General features: G+C 68.4%; 10 protein-coding genes. 2 read left to right on the top strand and 8 right to left on the bottom strand.

Annotated elements, in window-relative coordinates; translation table 11 throughout:
- Positions 1 to 51: 51 nt before the first annotated feature.
- The 3 genes from J7D54_RS01200 to J7D54_RS01190 form a co-directional block, all read right to left on the bottom strand.
- Positions 52 to 10329 (bottom strand): calcium-binding protein, encoded by a 10278-nt coding sequence (locus tag J7D54_RS01200; RefSeq protein WP_182762854.1) that lies wholly within the window; start codon positions 10327 to 10329, stop codon positions 52 to 54.
- Between the two features lie 334 nt (positions 10330 to 10663).
- Positions 10664 to 11629, bottom strand: coding sequence for an NAD(P)H-quinone oxidoreductase (locus J7D54_RS01195; RefSeq protein WP_182762856.1), 966 nt, complete (start codon positions 11627 to 11629; stop codon positions 10664 to 10666).
- A gap of 33 nt (positions 11630 to 11662) precedes the next feature.
- Complete coding sequence (locus J7D54_RS01190) at positions 11663 to 14527, bottom strand: glycosyltransferase (RefSeq protein WP_182762858.1); 2865 nt, start codon at positions 14525 to 14527, stop codon at positions 11663 to 11665.
- A 77-nt stretch (positions 14528 to 14604) separates the two neighbouring features.
- Between J7D54_RS01190 and J7D54_RS01185 the strand changes: the two genes are divergently transcribed.
- Positions 14605 to 15264, top strand: coding sequence for a VOC family protein (locus J7D54_RS01185; protein WP_182762860.1), 660 nt, complete (start codon positions 14605 to 14607; stop codon positions 15262 to 15264).
- 54 nt (positions 15265 to 15318) lie between these two features.
- Positions 15319 to 16386: a non-hydrolyzing UDP-N-acetylglucosamine 2-epimerase gene (wecB, locus tag J7D54_RS01180; RefSeq protein ID WP_182762862.1), complete on the top strand. Its 1068-nt coding sequence runs from the start codon at positions 15319 to 15321 to the stop codon at positions 16384 to 16386.
- Between the two features lie 87 nt (positions 16387 to 16473).
- On the opposite strand, the gene J7D54_RS01175 is transcribed toward wecB, so the two are convergent.
- The 5 genes from J7D54_RS01175 to J7D54_RS01155 form a co-directional block, all read right to left on the bottom strand.
- A complete protein-coding gene (locus J7D54_RS01175; RefSeq protein ID WP_182762864.1) occupies positions 16474 to 17763 on the bottom strand; it encodes a nucleotide sugar dehydrogenase in 1290 nt (429 codons plus the stop codon).
- A 110-nt stretch (positions 17764 to 17873) separates the two neighbouring features.
- The gene (locus J7D54_RS01170) at positions 17874 to 18977 is read right to left on the bottom strand and encodes a hypothetical protein (RefSeq protein WP_182762866.1); all 1104 of its coding nucleotides are present in this window, start codon (positions 18975 to 18977) and stop codon (positions 17874 to 17876) included.
- Between the two features lie 79 nt (positions 18978 to 19056).
- On the bottom strand, positions 19057 to 20046 hold the full coding sequence (locus J7D54_RS01165) for a Gfo/Idh/MocA family protein (protein ID WP_182763343.1): 990 nt from the start codon (positions 20044 to 20046) through the stop codon (positions 19057 to 19059).
- Positions 20047 to 20048: 2 nt separating this feature from the next.
- Positions 20049 to 21137 (bottom strand): DegT/DnrJ/EryC1/StrS aminotransferase family protein, encoded by a 1089-nt coding sequence (locus J7D54_RS01160; protein ID WP_182762868.1) that lies wholly within the window; start codon positions 21135 to 21137, stop codon positions 20049 to 20051.
- Positions 21134 to 21733 (bottom strand): N-acetyltransferase, encoded by a 600-nt coding sequence (locus tag J7D54_RS01155; RefSeq protein WP_182762870.1) that lies wholly within the window; start codon positions 21731 to 21733, stop codon positions 21134 to 21136. Before J7D54_RS01155 ends, J7D54_RS01160 begins: the two co-directional genes overlap by 4 nt.
- Between the last annotated feature and the right edge of the window lie 32 nt (positions 21734 to 21765).

Raw genomic sequence — 21765 nt, 5'->3', positions numbered from 1 at the left:
AGCGGTCGGCCCCACCCCGCCCGAAGGAGGGGTGGGCCGACCGTTCGACGGTTACGGCTGGCAGGCCGGCATGTCGAAGTGACCCGGCGTGTTCGGGTAGGCAGGTCCTGCCGCCCGCTTCATGTCGGAGTTGTAGACCATCGCCGTCTCGGTGAAGGCGGAGGTGCCCTTCGTGGTCACATCCCCCACCGTCTGGCCGGCCCCGGCCGACCACGCCAGCTGGTGCACGAAGTCACGCACCGCCGGCGACATGACCCGCAGGTCGTTGAAGCCGCCGTAGGCCGCGTTGCAGTGCGAGTACAGGTTGAAGGCGCCTGTGGTGTCCATCAGCCGGTCACCGGAGTTCGGGCCGTTGGCCGTCACGTCACCCTGCAGCACGTCCCTGTCGAGGCCCCCGTAAAGCCAGTCCACGCCCTGGTGGTGCTGGTTGTTGGCGACATCGGCGTCTGCGGTGTCGGTCATCTCGAACCAGGCACACGGGTCAACGAGCTGTGCACCGAGATTGACCGGCCAGTCGCTGGTGGTGCAGCTGGCGAAGCCGCCGCGCGGCGCCCAGTCGATGATGTCCGAGCCGATGACGTCCTGCTTGGCCGTGTCCAGTTCGCCCGCGCCGCCGAAGACGAGGTCGACGAACCGGTCGTTGTCGCCCCGCGACGAGGCGTCGAACGCGCCGTTGGTGAGGCAGTCCGTCGTTGCGGCGTCGGCCAACGGGTCACACCCGCGGCCGCCCCACAGGACGTCCTCACCGTTGCCACCGAAGATCCGGTCTCCGCCGGAGTCGCCGTTGACCAGGTCGTCGTCAGCACCGGCGTCGATGACGTCGGAGCCCAGCCCGCCACGGATCCGGTCGCGGCCACCTTCCACCGTGCCCGGATGGGGCATCACGTTGGTGGTGCTGGAACCGAGCCACACGCCGCCGTTGGTGTCGTGCAGCAGGTCGATGCGTCGATCCAACACGCCCCGACGGAACCCGGTGAAGGTTTCGGCGGGCGGCTGCTTGAGCGACACCGTGAACCCTGCCGGGCCACGGTCGCCGTCGAGGTAGGTGGTCTTGACGCCGCCCCGGTCACCCAGGATCGCGTCGTCACCGGCCTCGCCGAACAGCTCGTCGCTGCCCAGTTCGCCGTAGACCTCGTCGTTGCCGTTGCCACCACGGATGGTGTCGTTGCCGTCCTGGCCCCAGAGGCCGTCGTCGCCGTCGTCACCGTAGATGATGTCGTCGCCGAAGGCGCCCACCGGCTCACAGGTGGTGCCGCTCGCGCTGCAGAACCTGGTCGTCGGCTCGCCGGAGGCCGGATCGGAGACCCGCACCGCGGTGGCACCCGAAGGCACTGCGCCGATCGGGTACCGCTCAGTGAACACGGCCTCGGAGAGCTCGCCCGGCATGCCCTGGAGCTTGCGCAGCAGGGTGCCGTTGTCGCCGATGACCACGTCGTCGGCGCCGTTGGCCTCGATGATGTCGCCCGTGTCGCGGAATGCGCGACGCGAGCTGCCACCGATGATGTCGTCCTGGCCGTCGGGTGCGCCCGGTCCCATCAGCTGGGCTGCGGCACTCGCCGAGCCCGGCCACCCGGGATCCGCCAGAACCGTGGCCCCGGGCGTCTTGGCCGACGCCTCACCGATCGGCAGGTCGCCGCGGATGGTGTCCGCGCCGCCGTTGCCCTCGATGTAGTCGCCGTCGCCGTCGCCGGAGATGACGTCTGCGCCGTCCTGGCCCCAGATGCCGTCAACGCCGTCGCCGCCGCTGAGGCGGTCGTCGCCGTAGCGGGTGGCCGCGCCACCGGCCGCGAGATCGAACCATTCGACCCAGCGTGCCGTGACCAGGCTGCCGCCGTCGGAGCCCATCCGCTTGAGCGCCGCGATGCTCGCCTCGCCGGTCGACGGACGCGTGATGCGCCCGTTGTCGCCCAGCAGTGCGTCGTCGCCGTCGCCGCCGAAGATGGCATCGGCCACGTCGGGTTGTCCGACGGTGGTGTCGCCAGTGCCGGACAGCGCCCAACTCGAGCCGCCGATGAGATCATCGTCACCGTCGTTGCCCTCGATCCAGTCGGTCCCGGCCCAGCCCTCGATGAGGTCTGCCCCGGCGTTGCCGATCAGGCGGTCATGCCCGCCCTGGCCCAGGATGACGTCGGTGCCGTCGCCGCCGTAGACCTCGTCCGCCCCTGAAGTGCCCGCCGTCGGCGCGTCGCCGAGGTCGAGCGGGACGATCGAGCGCCCATCGGTGATCCGGTTGCGCAGGATCTGATGGTTCTGCGCCAGCGGGACGACCGCGATGATGGCGTTGTCGCCGGCGATGAGGTCGTCGCCCTCTTCACCGAAGAGGCGGTCGCCGACGTCGGGTCGGCCGATGCCTGCGGAGGCCCGCTCCCACGAGCCGCCCACGATCATGTCGTGGCCGGCGCCGCCGAAGACGGTGTCTGCACCGTTGTTGCCTTCGAGGTGGTCTTCACCGCCCTGGCCGTACACCGTGTCGTCGTCGAGACCACCGAAGGCGGTGTCGTTGTCGTCGCCGCCCCAGACGGTGTCCTTGCCACCCAGCGTCGACGGCTGGTCCGTTGTCGCCAGGTCGACGGGCACGCTGAGCGCGGCCGCCGTGGCGTTGTCGCCGATCAACCGGTCACGACCCTGGTCGCCGTACAGCTGGTCGGCGCCGTCGGCCTTGCCTGCCGCCCTGGTGCCACCGACGACGAGGTCGTCGTCGTGACCACCCGAGGCCCAGTCATCGCCGGCGTTGCCCTCGATGACGTCCGCGCCGTTGCCGCCGTAGAGGAAGTCGTTGTCGGCGTTGCCGAACACGTCGTCCTCGCCGTCGCCGCCCCAGACGGAATCAACCCCTGCGCCGCCCCAGAGCTGGTCGTCGCCGCCCTGGCCGTCGAGCTTGTCGCTGCCGTGCTGGCCGCAGACCAGGTCGTTTCCGCCGCCTGCCTGCACGCGGTCGTCGCCGCCGCCCGCTGAGACGGTGTCGACGCCCTTCCCGCCGATGATGAAGTCGTTGCCGTCGCCGGTGGCGGCGGTCGTCGACTCTGCCACCGGGTCGGACACGACCGTCGCGCCGGCCTTGCACTGCTCGGCCTGGTTGAACTTGTCACCGTAGATCAGCGCGGCGCCGTCGCCACCGAACACGTGGTCGTTGCCGAGGCCGCCGACCAGCGTCTTGGTGTTGGGCGTCGCTCCCGGCGGGAGCGCGAGCGCGGTCACGCTGCGGAGGGGGCCGTAGGTGACGCCGTCGATGGTGTGCGGATCCACAGCGGGGTCCCCCACCACGGCGGGCTCTGCCGACAGGTAGTCGTCGCCCGGGCCGCCGTAGAGCTTGTCGGTGCCGAGGCCGCCGACGAGCACGTCGTTGGCGTCGCCGCCCACCAGCTGCGTGGACTGGTTGCTCAGCGAGCCGCTGGTCAGGTAGTCGACACCCTTGCTGCCCCAGACGAAGTCGTTGCCCTCGCCCGAGTTGACGATGTTGAACGTCGTCACGTCGGCGTCGTCGGAGCCGACATCGTCCACGCCGTAGTCGAGTTCAGCGCCGGTGAAGATCACGTCGTTGCCGGCCCCACCGTTGAGGCGGTCGTTGCCGTCGTCGCCGATGAGCCTGCTGCCCGTCGAGCTCAGCGTCGGCGTGTTGGTCGTCACCGAGATGGTGTCGTCGCCGGCGTTGCCGCGCACCTTGGTGGCGCCTAGACCGACGCGGATGGTGTCGCCGGCCCAGTTGTCGCCCTGGGCCTGGGTCGTCGGATCCTTCGCGGAGGCGTAGGCGATCACGGCCCCCACCGGGATGTCCGGCGGGTCGCTCTCGGCGTCCACTGCCTTGACGGTGGTGAGCGCAGAGGTGTTCTGGGTGAACGCCAGGGTGGCGTCGCCGGCCACCTTGTTGTCGCCGTCACCGACGGTGATGTTGTCGGCACCAGCGCCACCGGCGACCCACGCCTTGGAGACGAGACCGTTCACCGTGAGTCCGGTGTCCACCGTGGTGATGACGTCGTCGCCACCGGCGCCGTCGATGTACGCCGGGCCGTTGCCCGCCGTGATCTGGTCGGCGGATCCGGTGCCCTTGACGACGACCTCACGGTCGAACGCCGTGGTTGCCGGCGGCGGTGCGCCCTCAGGAGTGACCTCCGTCTGGCGCTGGCCGTCACCGCTGAACGTCAGCTTCATCGGCACAGGACTGTTGGTGCCGTCCACGACGACGCGCTTGATGCCCGGGTCGTGGAACTCACGCGTGATGCCGAGCATCTGCACCTTGATGCCGTCGTAGGCGCCGTCGGTGCCGTCGATGTTGGCCGTGGTCTGCGCGTAGTGGAGCTGCGTGACCTTGATGACCTCGGCGTCGCCGTCAGCCTTGGCGCCCCACGGGGCGCCGCGGTAGGAGTCCGTGCCGAGCTTGCCGGTGAAGACGTAGAGCGTGTCACCCACCACGCCGCCGACGTTGGGCGGAGGCGGCGAACAGTCCACCTTCACGGTGAAGTCCAACAGGGTCAGTTCCACCAACCGCACCGAGAACGACACGGAGAAGATGCTCACGCCGATCTTGATGTTGAGTTGCAGGAACAGATAGACCCGGCCAGACATCTGGAACAGACACAACGGGTTGACCACCAGTGCCTGGACGAATTCCGTCAGCCTGAACTTCCCGTCGTTGTTCGGATCGTTCCAGTAGAGGCCGACGGTGAGACCCAGCCCACCCTCGACGCCCACGGACACGACCAGGACGCTGACCATCGCGCCGGCGGCGATCTCGCCCTTGAGCGTGACCACCGGGAGCGGCTTGCCGTTCTCGTCATTGGTGTCGAAGTAGAGACCGTCGAGCACGCTGACCGCGAGCTCACCCGCGGAGGCGGTGTCGCGCATCTCGATGGCCTTGCGGATGCCGTAGGTGTCCATGCCGGCCCGGATACGCGCCGTGATCGACGCCGAACCCGACAGGGTCAGCAGCACCGGCGGCGGTGCGTAGACCGGTCCGAACTCCTGGCTGAAGGCGAAGCCCAGCGTCAGGTTGCCGGAGTCGAACTTGACGATGTCGATGTCGCCGCCCATCAGCAGGGCGAACGCCTTGGTGGGTTCCTGGAAGATCGGGAACGTGATGCCGGCCTCATTCGCCTTGCCTGCGGGCGCCGATCCCCCCGGAACGGTGAAGGTGGCGGGCGCGGACCCGTCGGCCTTCCCGTTGAGATCCGACAGCAGGGTGGCGTTCGGCACGCCACCGGTGATCAGGCTGCCGGCCACGTCCGGGGTGAGCGTCGTGTCGAGCGCCTCGTCGCCGAGCACGTCGAAGCTGCCGATCGTCACCCAGCAACTGGTGGTGCACTTGGGCAGCGAATTGAGCAGCGTGATCACGTTCGTGATGCGCTTCACCATGGTGAGGTCGGGTCCGTCAGCGAGCGTGCTGAACGTCTCCGCGAGGGTGAACAGGCTGATGTCGCCACCGCCTGCGGCCTTGCTGACGTCGGACAGCACCGGCAGCGGCGCGTAGAGCGCGTCGATGATCGGCTGGATGGGCCCCGTGACGCTCTTCACCTTCTCCAGGATGGGGCCGAGGATGTCCGAGAACACCTTGCCGGCGTCGATCTGGAAGTCGTTGAACGCGATCGTCGGGGTACCGACGCTGGACCGCAGCGAACCGCCGTCGTTGTCGGCGGAGATCGTCCAGCCCAGCTCGAAGTTGACCTTCACACCAGGCAGGAGCGAGTCGTCGCCGTCGATCTCGATCCGGGACTCGATATCCCAGTCGATGGTGACAGCGGCGCCGATCGACACTGCGAACAGGTCTCCCATGGAGGCCGTGCTGAGATCGGCGAACGTCAGCTTGGCGCTGTCGCTCGGCGCGCACAGGGCGTCGCCGGCGGCGAAGCAACTGCCGGTCTGCCCGGGCTTGTGCAGATCCACCTTGAAGTGGCCGGTGAACACCTCAGGCGCCCCGGCCGAGGTGATGTCCACCCCGATGAAGGCGAGCTTCGCCTCCACCTTGGCGGGCATGGTGACGTTCAGCTCGACGCCGAGTTCGGGGCTCGCCACGGCGTTGCCGTCGACGGTGTCCCAGCCGTCCTGCGTGGCCACGTAGAAGCCGTCGTTGAGGTTCAGGCCCACCTTCAGGTGGAGCGCGAACTTCGCGCCCACGCTGACGGTGCTCTGACCGCTCGCCGGGTCAGCCTTCAGGGACAGGCCGGGGATGCCGATGTCCAGCGGACGCGACGCGCCGGTGAACTCATCGCGCACTGTCACCTCGAGCGTGACCCCACCCACCTGGTTGGCGGGGCAGTCGATCAGCTGCGGCTTCTCGACGACGAGGGTGTAGGCGGCCGCTGTGGCCGTCCCGTTGTCGGTGTAGGTCAGAGCGGAGCCCACGTCGAAGAGGAACATGAACTCGGCGTCGGTGGAGAGCTTGCGCAGCACCTTGTAGCCGGTCGCTCCCGCGACAGCAGTCCAGTCCAGCTTCACGCCCACGCTCGCGGACAGTGCAGCCTGCTCGACGGAGGCCACGCTGCTCGCGACGGTGTCCTCCTTGGCATCCGCCGGGCCCTGATAGGCGACGACGCGGTACTCGTACGTCTGCTTCACGGCATCCGCCGCCGGAACAGGCACGGCCACTGCCGTCAGGCCCGTTGCGGGCTCCAGGAACGCCTTGCACTCGAGGCCGACCAGCGGGGAGACCGCTTGGAGGCCGGCTGCGGTGAGCTTCTCGTCGAGGCGCTTGTTGACCTCTGCCACCCAGTCCTTGGGGCTGAAGCTGGTCAGGCCGCCGAGCACCTCATTCTTCAGCGTGGTGCGCAGCGTGCCGAGGAAGTCGGCGCCCTGCTGCAGGTCCTTGCCGACGAGCGGCAGCTTGCCCTCGAACGAGGCCGCCCGCAGTGCCACCTCAGCTGTGGCCAGGTAACTGTCGAGGCCGTGCTCGAACTGGCCGAAGTCCAGCACCGCAGCGGCGATGCGCGCGGCGAGATCAGCCGGGATGTCGAGCTGCTTGAGCGCGTCGTCGGGCGCGGGCAGGTTGCCGCTGGGCAGCAGATCACCCAGGTCGGACGAGCGCGGCAGGCGCACCTTGAGGGCACCCACAGAGGTGTAATCGCTCACCCCCTTGGCGAAGAGCGGCACGTTCGCACACGCCATGAGTTCGGTGGTGATGCCGCTCTCACACGTGACGCCGCCGGTCGCCATCCCCGTGGGGTTGAGCTTCACGCCGGCGCTGCCGAGGAAGGTCGACCAGTCCACCGGGTTGTTCGCGGTGGCGCCGTCGACGCCGATGCGCACGCCGAGATCGACGGCGACCTTGGCCTTCTCGGCGCCTTCAGCGCCGGAGGGGTCACCCAGCGACAGCGACAGGGGGCCGAAGGTGCCGGTGAGGACGCCCTCGCCGGAGGCGTTGGCGTGCACCGAGATGCTGGAGTCCTCCATCACCTTGAAGCCGGGATCCGCGGTGCTGAGTGGCACCAGGATTCCCACCTTCACGGAGCCGGTGACGCTGGCCTGTGCTTGGCCGGTCGCCTTGACCGTGACCACGTCGCCGAGCGCGCCGAGGTCCACCGCGATGGGTGTGTCGGTGCGGTAGCTGCGGTCCCATGCCACCTTCAGCACGAGGCTGGCCGGCGCCGGCGCCGTCCCGGGCACATAGGCCACCGACAGCGGCGTACCGCCCAAGCGGGAGTTGAGATTCGTCACCAGGTCCTGGATGGTGTCGGGGTTGTTCGCCACGAGCCAGTCGACCGCGTCGAGCAGCGCGGCACGGGCGGTGTAGCGCGTGCCGGCCACCGGGAGGGCGTCCCAGTCCTTGACCATGGTGAGCGTGGTGCCGTCGGTGCTCACCGATTCGACGATGTTGACCTGCGTGCCCACCGTGATCGCCCGGCCCACCATCGCCTGCGTGAACTTCGCTGCGGCGGTGGTGCGGGTGCTGTCCACGAGGGTCTTGGCGCCGTAGGTGACGCCCGCGTCGCCGTTGGCCTGGTCGCTGAGCACCAGGTCGCGCAGGGAGCGGCCGATGCCAGGCAGCTTGGTGTTGTAGGCGTCACTGCCGGTGCCGGGGTCGGCCTCGGCGATGTTGTGCACCAGCGTCTGCAGCTGCTTGATCACCATGTTGAACAACGCCTTGGGGTTGTCAACGGAGAAATCGAGCGAGGTGAGCTTCGAGAAGTTCGGTGCGGTGAAGACGAGGGTGTCGGGGTCGGTCAGATCCGTCCAGTTGAGGGTGAACGTCACGTCGTTGCCGACGAAGCCCTCGAGCTCCGGCACGGTGATGCTCGCCGTCGCCTTGGCGCGGATGTTGATGTCGGGGGTCAGCACGGCGCCGGGATCGGTCACGAGCATGCTGACGAGCTTGCTGAGCCGGATGTCGTGCTGCGCATCGCCGATGGGTTTCAGCGCCATCGAGACCATGGGGTCGGTGCCGGTGTCGCTGCACGCGTCGTTCTGGCTGGAGCGGCACATGACGAGGTCGCCCTTGATGTTGACCTTGAAGAAGCCGGCACGGGCCTGCATGTCGATCGTCGATTCGATCGGGAAGTCTGCGGTGTAGATGGTGGAGCCGGTCCGCAGCATCACCCGGTCGGTGGGCAGCGGCCATTCGTCGACCTGCATCTTCATGCCCGCGACGGTGGTCTCGTACGGGCAGGGCTGACCTGCCTTGTCCGCCGGTGCGCAGGCGATGCCCGTCACCGGGTCGTTCAGGTCGAGCACGACGGTGATGGTGGCCTTGTGGGTGGCGCTCACCACTGCCGCACTGGCTTCGGCGTTCGCGCCGAGGATGCCCGCGCCGTCGTCGTTGGTGAGCACATCGGCGAACGTGATGGCGCCGGTGCGCTCCTCCGGGCCCGAGATCACCCAGTTAACGGTGCCGGTGGGCGTGGTGGGCGCCCAGTTGCCGGTGAGGGTGATGGAGTTGTCGGTGTTGCTGGCGATCTCGCCGCCCGATGAGCCGGCGACGACCCGACGTCCGGACAGGTTCTGGCCCGCCCAGGGGGTGCCGGAAACGGTCATGGTGGTGTCGGTGAAGGTGCTGCTGGTGCCCGAGAGGTCCTGTGCGGCCTTGTCGAGGTTCCCGGAGGCCGTGCCCGAGAACTCCAGCGGGATGACGAACTTGTTGTTGGTGGAGTCCCAGCTGACCGTGCCGAGATCGAGGCTGGCGTTGAGCTTGGTCAGGAGGTCCTGCAGCGAGCTGAACTTGGGGGTGCCCAGCCTCGCCGGGTCACCGTCGGACCAGACGTTGTCCGCGAGGAAGGCCTTCAGCGGTTCGGCGATGGCGATGACGTCGGCCAGGGTCCCGCGCATGAAGGGCAGGTCCAGGTTACCGGTAGGCACGCCACCGGAGTCGTAGTTGCGCTGCTGGATCGCGTTGATGGCGGTGATCACGCGGGCGAGCCCGTCGGCGAGGTTCTGGAGGTTCATGTTCTGGAACTTGCCGAGGGTGGCGTCGAAGCCGGTCGCGGTGACCTGCGGCGCGCCCTGCGTGATGTCGGGCCAGTTGACGGCGACGGTGGCGTTCACCGTCGTCGGGAAGCCCGGGATGGTCACGGACGTATCGGCGCCGAGGGTGAACTCGCCGGAGATGGAACTCTCGCTGTCCACATCGAGGTCTGCCTGCACGAGGCCCTCGAGCGAGCCGGCCGCGGCCAGCTCAGCCTGGTTGCCCACGAAGGCGAGCTTGCCGTCGTTGTTGGGGTCGTTGAAGGTGGCCACGGTGTGGTGTTCGACCGAGAGGTCCGAGTCGGGCAGCGTCACGCCCAGGATGCCGACGGCGGCCTTGGCGTTGGCGGTCACGGTGGCGGTGACGTCGATGTCGAGGCGGGGCGACCGGGTTGTGGGGGCGGTGTCATGGATCATCCACACCCCGCCGCTGCCGTCTTCCTGGATGCTGAACTTCAGCTGGGCCGTGACCGCGGCGGAGACGCCGCCGGTGACGGAGAGGTCGACGCCGGTGGCGGCGTCGGCGAGGTGGAGGTCCAGGCCGGTGACGGTGCGGTTCACGGTCGCCGTGAAGTCGACGCGCCAGCCGGCGCCGACCTGCGTGGCGTTCGTGATCAGCGTGCCGCTGCGCCCGTCAGGAAGCGTGAAGGGGAAGGTGCCCGTGGTCAGGTCGGTGAAGTTCTCGACGCCCGACAGGGTGTCGACGACCACCTTCTGGATGAGATCGTCCACACCCAGCAATGCCCCCGGCGACGACGTCACCAGGGGCAGCGGCAGCGCCAACGCACCTACCGTTCCGAGGTCCTCGGACCAGGTGGCCAGGTTCCCCGTGGGGTTCGTCGACAAGAACCCCTTGATGTCGGCAACCCCGTCATCCGGTGCCGCCCAGGCCCTGTTGAGGGAGGCTGCGAAGAACCCGCTGAGAAGGACTACAATGGCGATCATCCACGCCAAGGGTCGACGAATGCTGACTTGTTCCATGACTTCTTCCCCAAGAATTGATTAGGCACGGCGGAACGCACGGAGGCACCCGCAGTCGGGCCTGAATGTACGGGGGCTGCGTCCTGCCTCCCCCTGGCCAGCACTGGCTGAGGCCGACGCTAGAACAGTCGTTACGGAAAGGTCAATAGGTGGGGAATTCGGCCTGGAGTCGGCACTGTGACACGCGCGCCATAGGTGCGGTGATTCGCCTAGCCCAAGGCTGTTTGATCATGAAACAAAGGCTGCCGAGCCAGTTTGGAAACGGTTCTGTACCTCGGCGTGTCGTCAACTCCGGGGGTCAGTGGACCAGCACGATTTTGCCCACATTGTCGCCTCCGGCGAGCTTTTCGTGGGCGGTGCGCACCTCGTCGAAGGGAATGCGCGTCTCTGGGGAAAGTTTGATTCGGCCGTCATTCAACATCGGCCATACCTGCGCCTCCACGGCGGCACAGATCTCCGCCTTTTCCGTGTCCGGCCGGAAGCGCAGCGAGGTGGCGGTGATGCTCGCCTGCTTGGAGAGGAGCGCGCCCAGGTTGAGCGTCCCCTTCACCCCGCCCTGCAGGCCGATGACGACGATGCGGCCCCGCTTCTTCAGGGCCTTGACGTTGGCCTCGAGGTACTTCGCGCCGATGATGTCCAGGATGACATCGGCACCGCCGGTGGCCTCCCGGAGTTCCGAGACCCAGTCGCCGTGGTAGTCGAACGCGAAGTCCGCCCCGTGGTCCCTGCAGTGCTGGAGCTTCGCTTCGCTGCCCGCGGTGGCGACGACGACGGCGCCCAGCGCCTTGGCGTACTGCGTGGCGAAGGTGCCGATGCCGCCGGCGCCACCATGGGCGAGGAACACCTCACCGTGGGCCAGGTTCCCCACGCGCAGGTTCGACAACACGGTGGCCGCCACTTCCAGCACCCCGGCCGACGAGACCAGGTCCACTCCCGGCGGGGGCGAGATGAGCTGGCCCTCCGGCGCGACGAAGAACTCCGCGTAGCCGCCGCCTGCCAGCAGCGCCACCACCTCGTCACCCCGCTTCCAGCGCTCGACGCCTTCGCCCACCTCTTCCACGACACCGCTGGCCTCGAGGCCGATGATGTCGGTGATGCCGGGAGGGGGCGGGTAGTGGCCCTGGCGCTGCAGGAGATCAGCCCGGTTGACGCCGGAGGCGACCGTGCGCACCAGCACCTCGCCAGGGCCGGGGGTGGGCTTCGCCGCCTCGCCGATGTTCAGGACGTCGACATCTCCGGGGGCCTCAACGATGACAGCGCGCATGTGTTCCACCCTAACGCGCAGCGGACGGCCGCGTCAGCCCTCCCTGTCGACCACCTCGGTGACCGTCATCGGCGGGAAGTCCGGCCCCGGTTCCGTATGGATGAAGCCGGTCAGCCGGTCGTAGAGACCCAGGATCCGCGGCTCGAGGTGCTGCCAGGTGCGCTCCGCAGCCTTCTCCGCCAGCAGTTCGGCGGGCACCGGCGACTCCAGGTTCTGCCGCACCGCGCGCAGGTAGTCGGCCAGGTCGCCGCTGCGGAACACCGTGCCGGTGCCCTCACGCCGGGTGAACGCCCGCATGGCGGCCGCGTCGGCGTGCACCAGCGGCAGGCGCGCGTGGAGGTACTCGAAGAGCTTGTTGGGGAGGGCCAGATCGTGGTTCGGCGACCCCTTGGGGATGGCCGAGACGGCGACATCCGCGCCGCTCAGGTAGTACGCCAACTCGTGCTGGTCCACGGGGGGTGCGAAGTGCAGGCGGCTCTGGGCCACCCCGGCGACATCGGCCACCTTCCGCAACTCGGCCTCGCGGGGGTGCGGGTACGGAACCGCCACCAGCGCCAGGTGCACGTGCTCCGGCAGCTCCGCCAGGCCCCTGATCAGCAGGTCCAGGTTGCGGGCCCGGCTCAGGACCCCCGAGTACACGAGCAGCTGCACGTCGTCGCCCAGGCCGAGCGCCTCCCGCACCGTGCGCGTGCCTACGAGGGGGTACTCCACCGGGTAGTGCAGCGCCACCGTCGGGCGCCGCGGCAGCCGGAACCTGGCCTTGAGGTCGTCCGCGAGGGGTTCGGCGACGGTGAGCACACCGTCGGCGTGCACGATGCCGGCCGCCTCCGCGTGCACGAGCATCTCGTGCCGCGCGCGGGCGCCCCGTTCGACGGCGGGGAGGCCTGCCCAGTTCTCGCGGGCGTCGTAGACCATCCGCACCTCGGGGCCGAGCCGGCGCAGCGCGACGCGGGCCGCGTCGAACACGTACGGGTGGTGGACGTGCAGCACATCGGGCTTCAGGCTCACGAGCAGCTGCGCGAGGGTGCCGGTGTGCGCCTCGATGATGGCCTCGGGGCGCTGCGACGGCGGGGTCACCAGCGCCCGGACCCGCGCGGGGGCGTCGCGCTGCAGTTTGGCGACGAGGCGCTCCGGCAGCGAGGTGGGCTTCGGCGGTGCGGCCGGTGCGTTCTGCAGGGGCACCCGGATGATCCGCACGTCGTTCATGACGGCCTCGCCGGGGGCACTGCCAGGCTGCTCCACCGACACGATCGTGACGCGGTAGCCGCCGCGGCTCAGGGTCTGGGCGATCTTCTTGGCGCGGGTGTCGATGTCGACCGGGGCGTGCCGGAACAGCACCACGTGCGGCGGTTCGACGGCGGAGCCCGGCGCGCGGAAGGGCGCCTCAGCGGGCGTGATCCGGGCCCGGCCGCTGCGGGGGTCCGTCTCCGTGAGGATGGCGAGCCTGGAGAACTCCTTCAGGATGACCGCTTCGTTGTGCTGCCAGGAGTACCGCTCGGCGAGCGCCGCGAGGTGCTCGGCCGGCACGGGGGCCGCCAGCGCGGCCGTCAACTGGCGGCCGAGGTCCTCCGCGTCATGCGAGCGGAACACACGGCCCATGCCGTTGTCGGTGACGAACTGCGCCAGCAACTTGGCGTCGGACGTGACGAACGTGAGGCCGGCGTGGAGGTACTCGAACAGCTTGTTGGGCATGGCCTGGTCGTGGTTCGGCGACCCCCCGGGCATGGGGTGGACGGCGACATCCGCGCCGCTGAGGTAGTGGATCAGCTCGCTCTGGTCCACGGCGGGCACGAAATGGATCCGGTCCGCCACGCCCAGCCCCTCGGCCTGCTCCATCAGCTCGGGCTCCATGGGATGCGGCAGCGGCATCGTGACGATGGCCAGATGGGCGTCGGCGGGCACGTGCGCCATGGCGTCGATCAGGGTGTCCATGCCCCGGGCGCGGCTCATCACGCCGGAGTAGACGATCAACGGCGTGCCGTCGTCGACCCCTGCCGCCTCACGGACGGTGCGGGGACCGGTGGGCTCCGCCAGCACCGGGTAGTTGCGCAGTTCGATGGCAGGGCGCTCCAGCGCGTACTGCTCCGTGACGATGTCGGCGATCTGCTGGTTCACCGACGTGACGTGATCTGCGAAGGGCATGAAGCGACGCTGCAGCTCCAGCAGCGTGCGGTGGGCCACGATGTCGCCGATCTCCTTGTCCGGGAGGCCGGTGAAGTTCTCGCGGATGTCCAGCGAGACGCGGACGGGGTGGCCGGCGGAGCGCAGGGCGTCGAGCGCCTGCCACGCGGCGGGGAGCACGTTGGGGTGGTGGGCGTGCAGGATGTCGGGCCGCAGCGAGATCAGCAGATCCGTGAGGGTGTAGGCCGTGTGGTCCGCGATGGGCAGCGTGGTGGCGAGGTCGAGGTCGCGGTAGAGGTCACGGTGCGCGGCATCGGGACGCAGCGGCGCCGTGACCGTGTCGAGCGCCCACCCCACGCGGTGGGCCACGCGTCGGCCGAGCCGGCCGGCGACGAAGGGTGCCATCTGGGCCGTGAGCTTCGCGTAGTGCGCGGCGGCCTTGGCCGAGGCCGCGTCAGCACCCTTGACCCGCTCGGCATAGATCCCGCGGCGGCGACGCAGCGCGCGCACCTGCTCGACGGCCGGGTCCGGCGCATTCGGATCCGTCGGCACCGATTTCAGCAGCGACTCCTTGGGCCGGAACGCCAGCGGCACCCGGATGACCCGGATGGCGTCGTCCAGCAGGAACTCCTCGGACGTCCCGCCGGCGGGTTCCAGGGAGATGATGATGGGCTCGAAGCCTCCCCTGTGCAGGGTGCCCGCGATGCGCTTGGCGCGGGAATCGAAGTCGACGGGGGCGTGCCGGAACAGCACGACACGGGGCTTGCGGTCTGACACTGGGTGCCCCTTTCTGCAGGGAGACGAGCCACCGCAACTCTACAGACACCGGCACCCGCCCCGGCTTATCGTGTGGCATGACGAAACTCACCAGACACGATGCCAGTGAGCAACTGCCCCAGTGGCGCTACCTCCTCGGCCGGATGCACCTCCTGGTCGACGCCGGCTCGTTCGACGAGGCCCTCAGCTTCGTGAACGCCGTAGCGGCACTGGCCAACGAGCACGACCACCATCCGGAGATCGACGTGCGATACAACCGCGTGCACCTCGCGGTCGCCAGCCACGACGTCGGCGCCATCACGGACCGCGACGTGCGGTTCGGCACCGCCGTGACCGAGCTCGTCCGTGAGCGGGGCTTCACGTCGGAGCCCGGCAGGCTGGCGCAGCTCGAGATCGCCATCGACGCCCTCGACATCCCGACGGTGGCCGCCTTCTGGCAGGCCGTCACCGGCTGGGACCTGGACGACGACGCCCTCACGGATCCGGATTTGATCGGTCCGCCCATCTGGTTCCAGCAGATGGATGAGCCCCGCTCGCAGCGCAACCGGATCCACGTCGACCTCACCGTCGCCCACGATGAGGCCCGGGCACGGCTGAACGCGGCCCTCGACGCGGGCGGCCGCGTGCTCGACGACACCCGTGCGCCCAGCTTCTGGGTGCTGGCGGATCCGGAGGGCAACGAGGTGTGTGTCTGCACGTGGGAGGGCCGCGACGCGTGGACGACCTCCGACACCTGACACCCCCGTCGCGGGTGCACCGGGACCGCACGGCGCTGTGCCAGACTGGAGCGCGTGAAGTTCATGAGCGTCGTCGGTGCCCGTCCCCAGTTCGTCAAGCTCGGCCCCATCGTGCGGGCCGCCCAACAGCATGACGACGTGGAACACATCATCGTGCACACCGGGCAGCACTACGACCCGCTGCTGTCAGATGTGTTCTTCCGGGATCTCGGCATCCCCGCCCCCGACGCGCACCTGGGCGTGGGCTCCGGCACCCACGGCCGCCAGACCGGCGCGATGCTCTCCCAGATGGACGGCGTGCTGGAGGAGTACCAGCCCGACTGGGTGTTGGCCTACGGCGACACCAACTCCACCGCCGCCGCCGCGATGGCGGCGGTCAAGATGCACGTCAAGCTCGCGCACCTCGAATCGGGCCTGCGGTCCTTCAACCGGCGCATGCCGGAGGAACACAACCGCATCATCACGGACCACCTCTCCGATCTGCTGCTCGTGCCCACGCAGGTGGGCATGGACAACCTCGCCAAGGAGGGCCTGGCCAACCGGGCGCTGCTCGTCGGCGACGTGATGACCGACGTGTGCCTCGCCACGCGGGACGCAGTCGCCAACGACGCCCCGCAGCTGCCCGCTGGTGTGGACCCGGAACAGCCGTTCGCCCTGGCCACCATCCACCGCGCTGACAACACCGACGACCCCGAGCGCCTCCGCGCCATCCTCAGTGCGCTGAAGGCCGCCCCGGTGCCCGTCGTGTTGCTGGCCCACCCCCGCCTCGTGGCGCTTGCGAAGAAGCACGGCCTGGCGCTGTCGAACGGCTCGCTGTTCGCCGTCGAGCCGCTGGCCTACCCGCAGATGGTGCGCGCCGTGATGGCCGCCGCAGGTGTGGTCACGGATTCGGGTGGCCTGCAGAAGGAGGCCTTCCTCCTCGGCACGCCCACCACCACGATCCGCACGGAGACCGAGTGGACCGAGACCATCGACAGCGGGTGGAACATCCTCGACCCCGAACTGACCCAGCTCTCCGACGTGATCGTCCGGCCCGCCCCCACCACGGACCTGGGCCAGCCCTACGGCGACGGCCATGCCTCCGAGCGGGTCATCGAGGCGCTCCTCAACTTCGCCGGCTGAGGCCGGCCCGCCTCACGGTTGGGGGCTCCACGCCCAAAAAACGATCATCCGGCCTGGATCAGGCCGGGTGATGTCGTTGGTGTGGGATCAGCCGAGGCCGATGACCCGGATGTCGACGCCGGGGAAGTCCACCGGGTCGAGGCTGCGTCGCCCGTCGACGATGGCGCTCACGCCAGGCAGGTCTTCCTTGGTGAGGGTGCGGTACTCGATGTGGTCCGTCTGAACGACCGCGTAGTCCGCCTCTTCGCCCAGGTGGTAGGGCGCGAAGCCGTACTTGGCCAGTTCCTCGTCGGTGTACATCGGGTCATGGACGCCCACCTCGGCGCCGCGCTCGCGGAGCTCGGCGACCACCGGGAACACCCCGGAGAACGCCGTCTCCTTCACGCCGCCGCGGTACGAGGCGCCCAGCACGGCGACGCGCTTGCCGCTCAGGTCGCCGGCGACATCGGCCAGCATCGAGACGGCGTACGCGGGCATCGCTGCGTTTGCCTTGCGGGCCGTCTCCACGACGGTGGCGTCGGGATCCGTCCACAGGTACAGGCGCGGGTAGATCGGGATGCAGTGCCCACCCACGGCGATACCGGGACGGTGGATGTGGGAGTAGGGCTGCGAGTTGGAGGCCTCGATGACCTGGTAGACGTCGATGCCGCTCTTGCCGGCGAACTTGGCGAACTCGTTCGCCAGGCCGATGTTCACGTCGCGGTAGGTGGTCTCCGCCAGCTTGGCCATCTCTGCGGCCTCGGCGGAACCCAGGTCCCACACGCCGTTGCCGCGCGGCAGGTCCGGGCGCTCGTCGAAGCTCAGAACGGCCTCGTAGAACTCCTTGGCGAGCCTGGCGCCCTCCTCCGAGAGGCCACCGATCAGCTTGGGGTACTTGCGCAGGTCTTCGAACACTCGGCCGGTGAGGACCCGCTCCGGGGAGAACACCAGGTGGAAGTCGAGGCCCTCCTTGAGCCCGGACCCCTCCTCCAGCATGCGCTTCCAACGGCTGCGGGTGGTCCCCACGGGAAGAGTTGTCTCGTAGCTGACCAGCGTGCCGGGCTTCAGGCCGGCGGCGATGGAGCGCGTGGCGTTGTCCATCCACTCGAAATCCGGGATGCCCTCCTCGTTGACGAAGAGCGGGACCACCACGACGACGGCGTCAGACTCCGCCACGGCCGCGCTGGTGTCGGTGGTGGCGCGCAGGCGGCCGGCGGGCACCAGCTCGGAGAGCTTCTCCTGCAGGTGCGCCTCACCCGGGAACGGCTCGGTCGCCTGGTTGACCAGGTCCACGACGCCCTGCTGCACGTCCGCACCGATGACCTCGTGACCCGCGTCAGCGAACTGCACCGCTAGCGGTAGACCAATCTTCCCCAACGCAACAACGGTGATCTTCACCTTGGTTTCTCCTCTAGCTTTTCCCGCAGTCCTTGGCCTCCAGGAAGTCTACCGTGCGACGCTCTGGTCACATATCCGCACCAGGCGTCTACCTTGTACGGGCTGTCCAGCTATGGCGAATTGAGCATCAGCGCAGTGTCAACGCCCCAAACCGTGGACAGCACGAACAGAACGAGGAGCACCACCCAGACAACGGGCCTTGGCCATTTGGGAATTGCCATCGCAAGCGGCAGCCACAAAGGAAACAGCGGCAGCATGAAGCGAGCGTAGGAGTGGAAGTAGCCCTGCTGGCTGATTGTCAGCAGCATGCTCGCCCCAACGAAGAGGATCAGTCGCCAGTCAAGGTGCTTGGCTACCATCCACACGAGCAGAGCGATATACACCAGTACCGCCAGCAGGACTGCATGACGTACCCTCCAATGCTCTGGGAACGGAAAGACATTGGCAGTGACGAAGCGGAGCGTGTCGAGAGGGGTGCCGAGCGTTGTTTTCCAGGCGGCCTGAACACCGAAGTAGCCGAAAAAGTGCCCGGTACGGAAGGCCACGTAGAGCCAATAGCTCAGGAATCCGAGGCCGGACAGAACAGCCCCCGCCAGTTCCTTGGTCCATAGGGCCCGGAGCCAGCCCTCCTTCCGTTTCGACCAAGCCTTCCGGATCATGATGACTCCGAATAGGAAGATGAGGGGTACAACCGTCGGGCGCGTGAGTCCGGCAAAAAGGGCGAACACGCCTGCCAACAGGGGCCGTTTCGTCAGGAGGGCCCAGAGGCTCCAAGAAACCAGTGCCGTGAAAGGGCCTTCCGAGTAGCCCATTACCTGCACATGGCTCCGCGGCGCAAGAGACCACAGCAGGGCTAGCCACACCCCTTCAGCTTCACCCGCAACCCGGGCCCCTACCCGCTGAATTCCCACAACAGCAGCGAGGGAACCGAGCACTGCGATCGCAATCAGCGCCTGCTGGGTTGTGAGTCCGGCCAGGGTGAAGACCTCGCCGAGAGCCGGCACGAGAGGGAAGAAGGCCAGATTGGAAAGGGGAGATTCCCCGGTCGCAGGCCACTGGTAGCCACGATCCATGACGCTTGCGTACCAATAGGCATCGAACTGGCTCAACGTGTTCAGTACCGCACCGGTGCCCACGATCCCCAGGAGAGTGACAAACGCAACTTTGGCCGTCAGCCAACCCGCCACAGCGCTGAGAACAGCTGTCCGTGTCATCTGGCGGGCCTCACCGGCTTCGGGCTCAGCCCGGCGGCGCGGGCCACCGGTCCGCACCGCCGATGTGGCTGGCATTCCGCTAGATCACCGAGACAAATCGGCCGGTCTTAGCCGATTCGATCATTGCTTCGCACACTTGGACGACGCGGGCGCCCTGCTCCATCGTCACGATGTCCGCTTCCTTGCCCAGCACGGCGTCGCGGAACTGCTCGTGCTCGGTGCGCAGCGGCTCCGGCTTCGCGATGGCGTAGCGGGTGACGTCGCCTTCGGAGACACCGCGGAACTGCGCGATGTCTGCCCAGGTGGTCTGGACGTTGCCGTTGGCGTAGAACGTCAGGTCGGCGGTCAGGGTGTCCGCAACGAACATGCCCTTCTCGCCGGTGACGATCGTCAGGCGCTCCTTGGTGGGCGTCAGCCAGTTGACCAGGTGGTTCGACATGAGCCCACCCTCGAGCTGGCAGGTGGCCGAAACCATGTCTTCGTATTCGCGGCCGGTCTTGCTCATGGTGCGGGCGGCGACCAGTTCATACTTGCGCTGGGTCACCCAGGCGGTGAGGTCGATGTCGTGGGACGCCAGGTCCTTGACGACGCCGACATCGGCGATCCGGGCCGGGAACGGGCCCTGACGGCGGGTGCAGATCTGGTACAGGTCGCCCAGGTCGCCGCGCTCGAGCCGCTTGCGCAGCTCCTGCAGTGCCGGGTTGTACCGCTCGATGTGACCCGTGGCGCCGATCAGGCCCTTGGCAGCGAACGCCTCAGCGAGACGCTTCGCGGCACCGGTGTCTGCCGCCAGCGGCTTCTCCACCAGCGCATGCACGCCGGCCTCCGCCAGCGCCAGGCCGATCTCCTCGTGGTACCGGGTGGGGGTGGCCACCACGACGTAGTCGAGCTTCTGCTCGATCAGCGCGTCGATGCCGGGCAGCACCTCCAGGTCACCGGCGACGGAGAACGGGTCCCCCGCCGGATCCGCCACTGCCACCAGGTCGACACCGTCGATGGAGCGCAGGTTGCGGGCGTGGTGACGGCCCATGGAGCCCAGGCCGATCAGGCCCGCTCGAAGGTTCGCCACTGTCATGCACCGGCCTTGGCGAGCGTGTTGACGGCGGTGACGATGCGCTCGAGGTCTTCCTGCGACAGCGACGGGTGCACGGGCAGCGAGAGGCACTCCACGGCGGCCTGCTCGGTGTTGGGAAGCTCGACGTCGGCCTGGAACGGCTTGAGGCGGTGGTTCGGCACGGGGTAGAACATGCCCGAGCCCACGTTGTACTCGTCCTTCAGCGCCTTCGCCAGCTCGTCGCGGCCCTCGGCCACCCGCACGGTGTACTGGTGGTACACGTGCACCGCACCCTCGAGCACCGGCGGCACGACAACACCCTCCAGGTTCGACGACAGGAACGCGGCGTTGGTCTGCCGCTGCTCAGTCCAGGCGCCGACCTTCGTCAGCTGGACGCGGCCGATGGCGGCGTGGATGTCGGTCATGCGGTTGTTCAGGCCCACAACCTCGTTGTGGTACTGCTGCAGCATGCCCTGGTTGCGGTAGAGACGCAGGTTGCGCTCAATCTCGTCGTTGGCCGCCGAAACCATGCCACCCTCACCGGAGGTCATGTTCTTGGTGGGGTACAGCGAGAACATGCCGAACGTGCCGAACGCACCCACCGGCGTGCCGTTGAGCGAGGCGCCGTGCGCCTGCGCGGCATCCTCGAACAGCATCAGGCCGTGATTGTCGGCGATGGCCTGCAGTTCGACCATCTTCGCGGGGTGACCGTAGAGGTGCACCGGCATGATCGCCTTGGTGCGCTCCGTGATGGAGGCCTCCACCGACGCGGGGTCCAGCGTGAAATCATCCAGCGCGATGTCGGCGAACACCGGGGTGGCGCCGGTCAGCGCGACCGAGTTGGCCGTCGCGGCGAAGGTGAACGACGGGACGATGACCTCGTCGCCGGGGCCGATGCCGGAGCTCAGCAGGCCCAGGTGCAGACCCGACGTGCCGGAGTTGACCGCCACACAGGCACGGCCCAGACCGAAGTGGGCCGAGAACTCCTCCTCGAAGGCCTTGACCTCAGGGCCCTGGGCGAGCATGCCCGAGCGCAGCACGCGGTCGACCGCCTCGCGCTCCTCATCGCCGATGATCGGCTTGGCCGGTGGGATGAAGTCGTTCACTGAGAAACCTCCACGAGAGTGTTGTCGTCTTGTTCTTGATATTTGTCGCCGGTCTGGGGGCACACCCACAGGCCTTCGGTGTCACCCTGCTCGAGCGGCACGCCGGCGCGGCCCACCCAGCGGATACGCCGGGCCGGGACACCGGCCACGAGCGCGAAATCCGGTACGTCCTTCACGACGACGGCACCGGCCGCAACCATGGCCCAGCGGCCGATGGTGACGGGCGCGACGCACACCGCGCGCGCCCCGATGGAGGAGCCCTGCCTGCAGGTCACGCCCACCGGCTCCCAGTCGTCGCCGCGCTTGAGCTTGCCTTCGGGGTCGATGGCGCGCGGGTAGTAGTCGTTGGTGAACACGACCGCGGGACCGACGAAGACCCCGTCCTCCAGCACGGCCGGCTCGTAGACCAGGGCGTAGTTCTGAAGCTTGCAGTTGTCACCCATCTGCACGCCGGTGCCGACGTAGGCGCCGCGTCCGACGATGCAGTTCTCACCGAGGACGGCCTTCTCACGCACCTGGGCCAGGTGCCAGATGGAGGAGCCTTCTCCGATGGTGGCGTCGGGTGAGACGTCCGCCGAATCAACAATGCGAACCATGCTTGGGTCCCTTCGAATATCGCTGCAAGCGA

It is taken from the genome of Tessaracoccus sp. MC1865, from assembly GCF_017815535.1.
Taxonomy (GTDB): domain Bacteria; phylum Actinomycetota; class Actinomycetes; order Propionibacteriales; family Propionibacteriaceae; genus Arachnia.
The sequence above is the reverse complement of the archived record's forward strand: the minus strand, read 5'-3'. Positions and strand labels throughout refer to the sequence as shown.

What these genes read in the sequence shown, in the direction of transcription:
- J7D54_RS01200 (WP_182762854.1), bottom strand. Translation starts at nt 10,329, where the DNA reads ATGATCGCCATTGTAGTCCTTCTCAGCGGGTTCTTCGCAGCCTCCCTC.
- J7D54_RS01170 (WP_182762866.1), bottom strand. Translation starts at nt 18,977, where the DNA reads ATGACACGGACAGCTGTTCTCAGCGCTGTGGCGGGTTGGCTGACGGCC.
- J7D54_RS01185 (WP_182762860.1), top strand. Translation starts at nt 14,605, where the DNA reads ATGACGAAACTCACCAGACACGATGCCAGTGAGCAACTGCCCCAGTGG.
- J7D54_RS01155 (WP_182762870.1), bottom strand. Translation starts at nt 21,733, where the DNA reads ATGGTTCGCATTGTTGATTCGGCGGACGTCTCACCCGACGCCACCATC.
- J7D54_RS01195 (WP_182762856.1), bottom strand. Translation starts at nt 11,629, where the DNA reads ATGCGCGCTGTCATCGTTGAGGCCCCCGGAGATGTCGACGTCCTGAAC.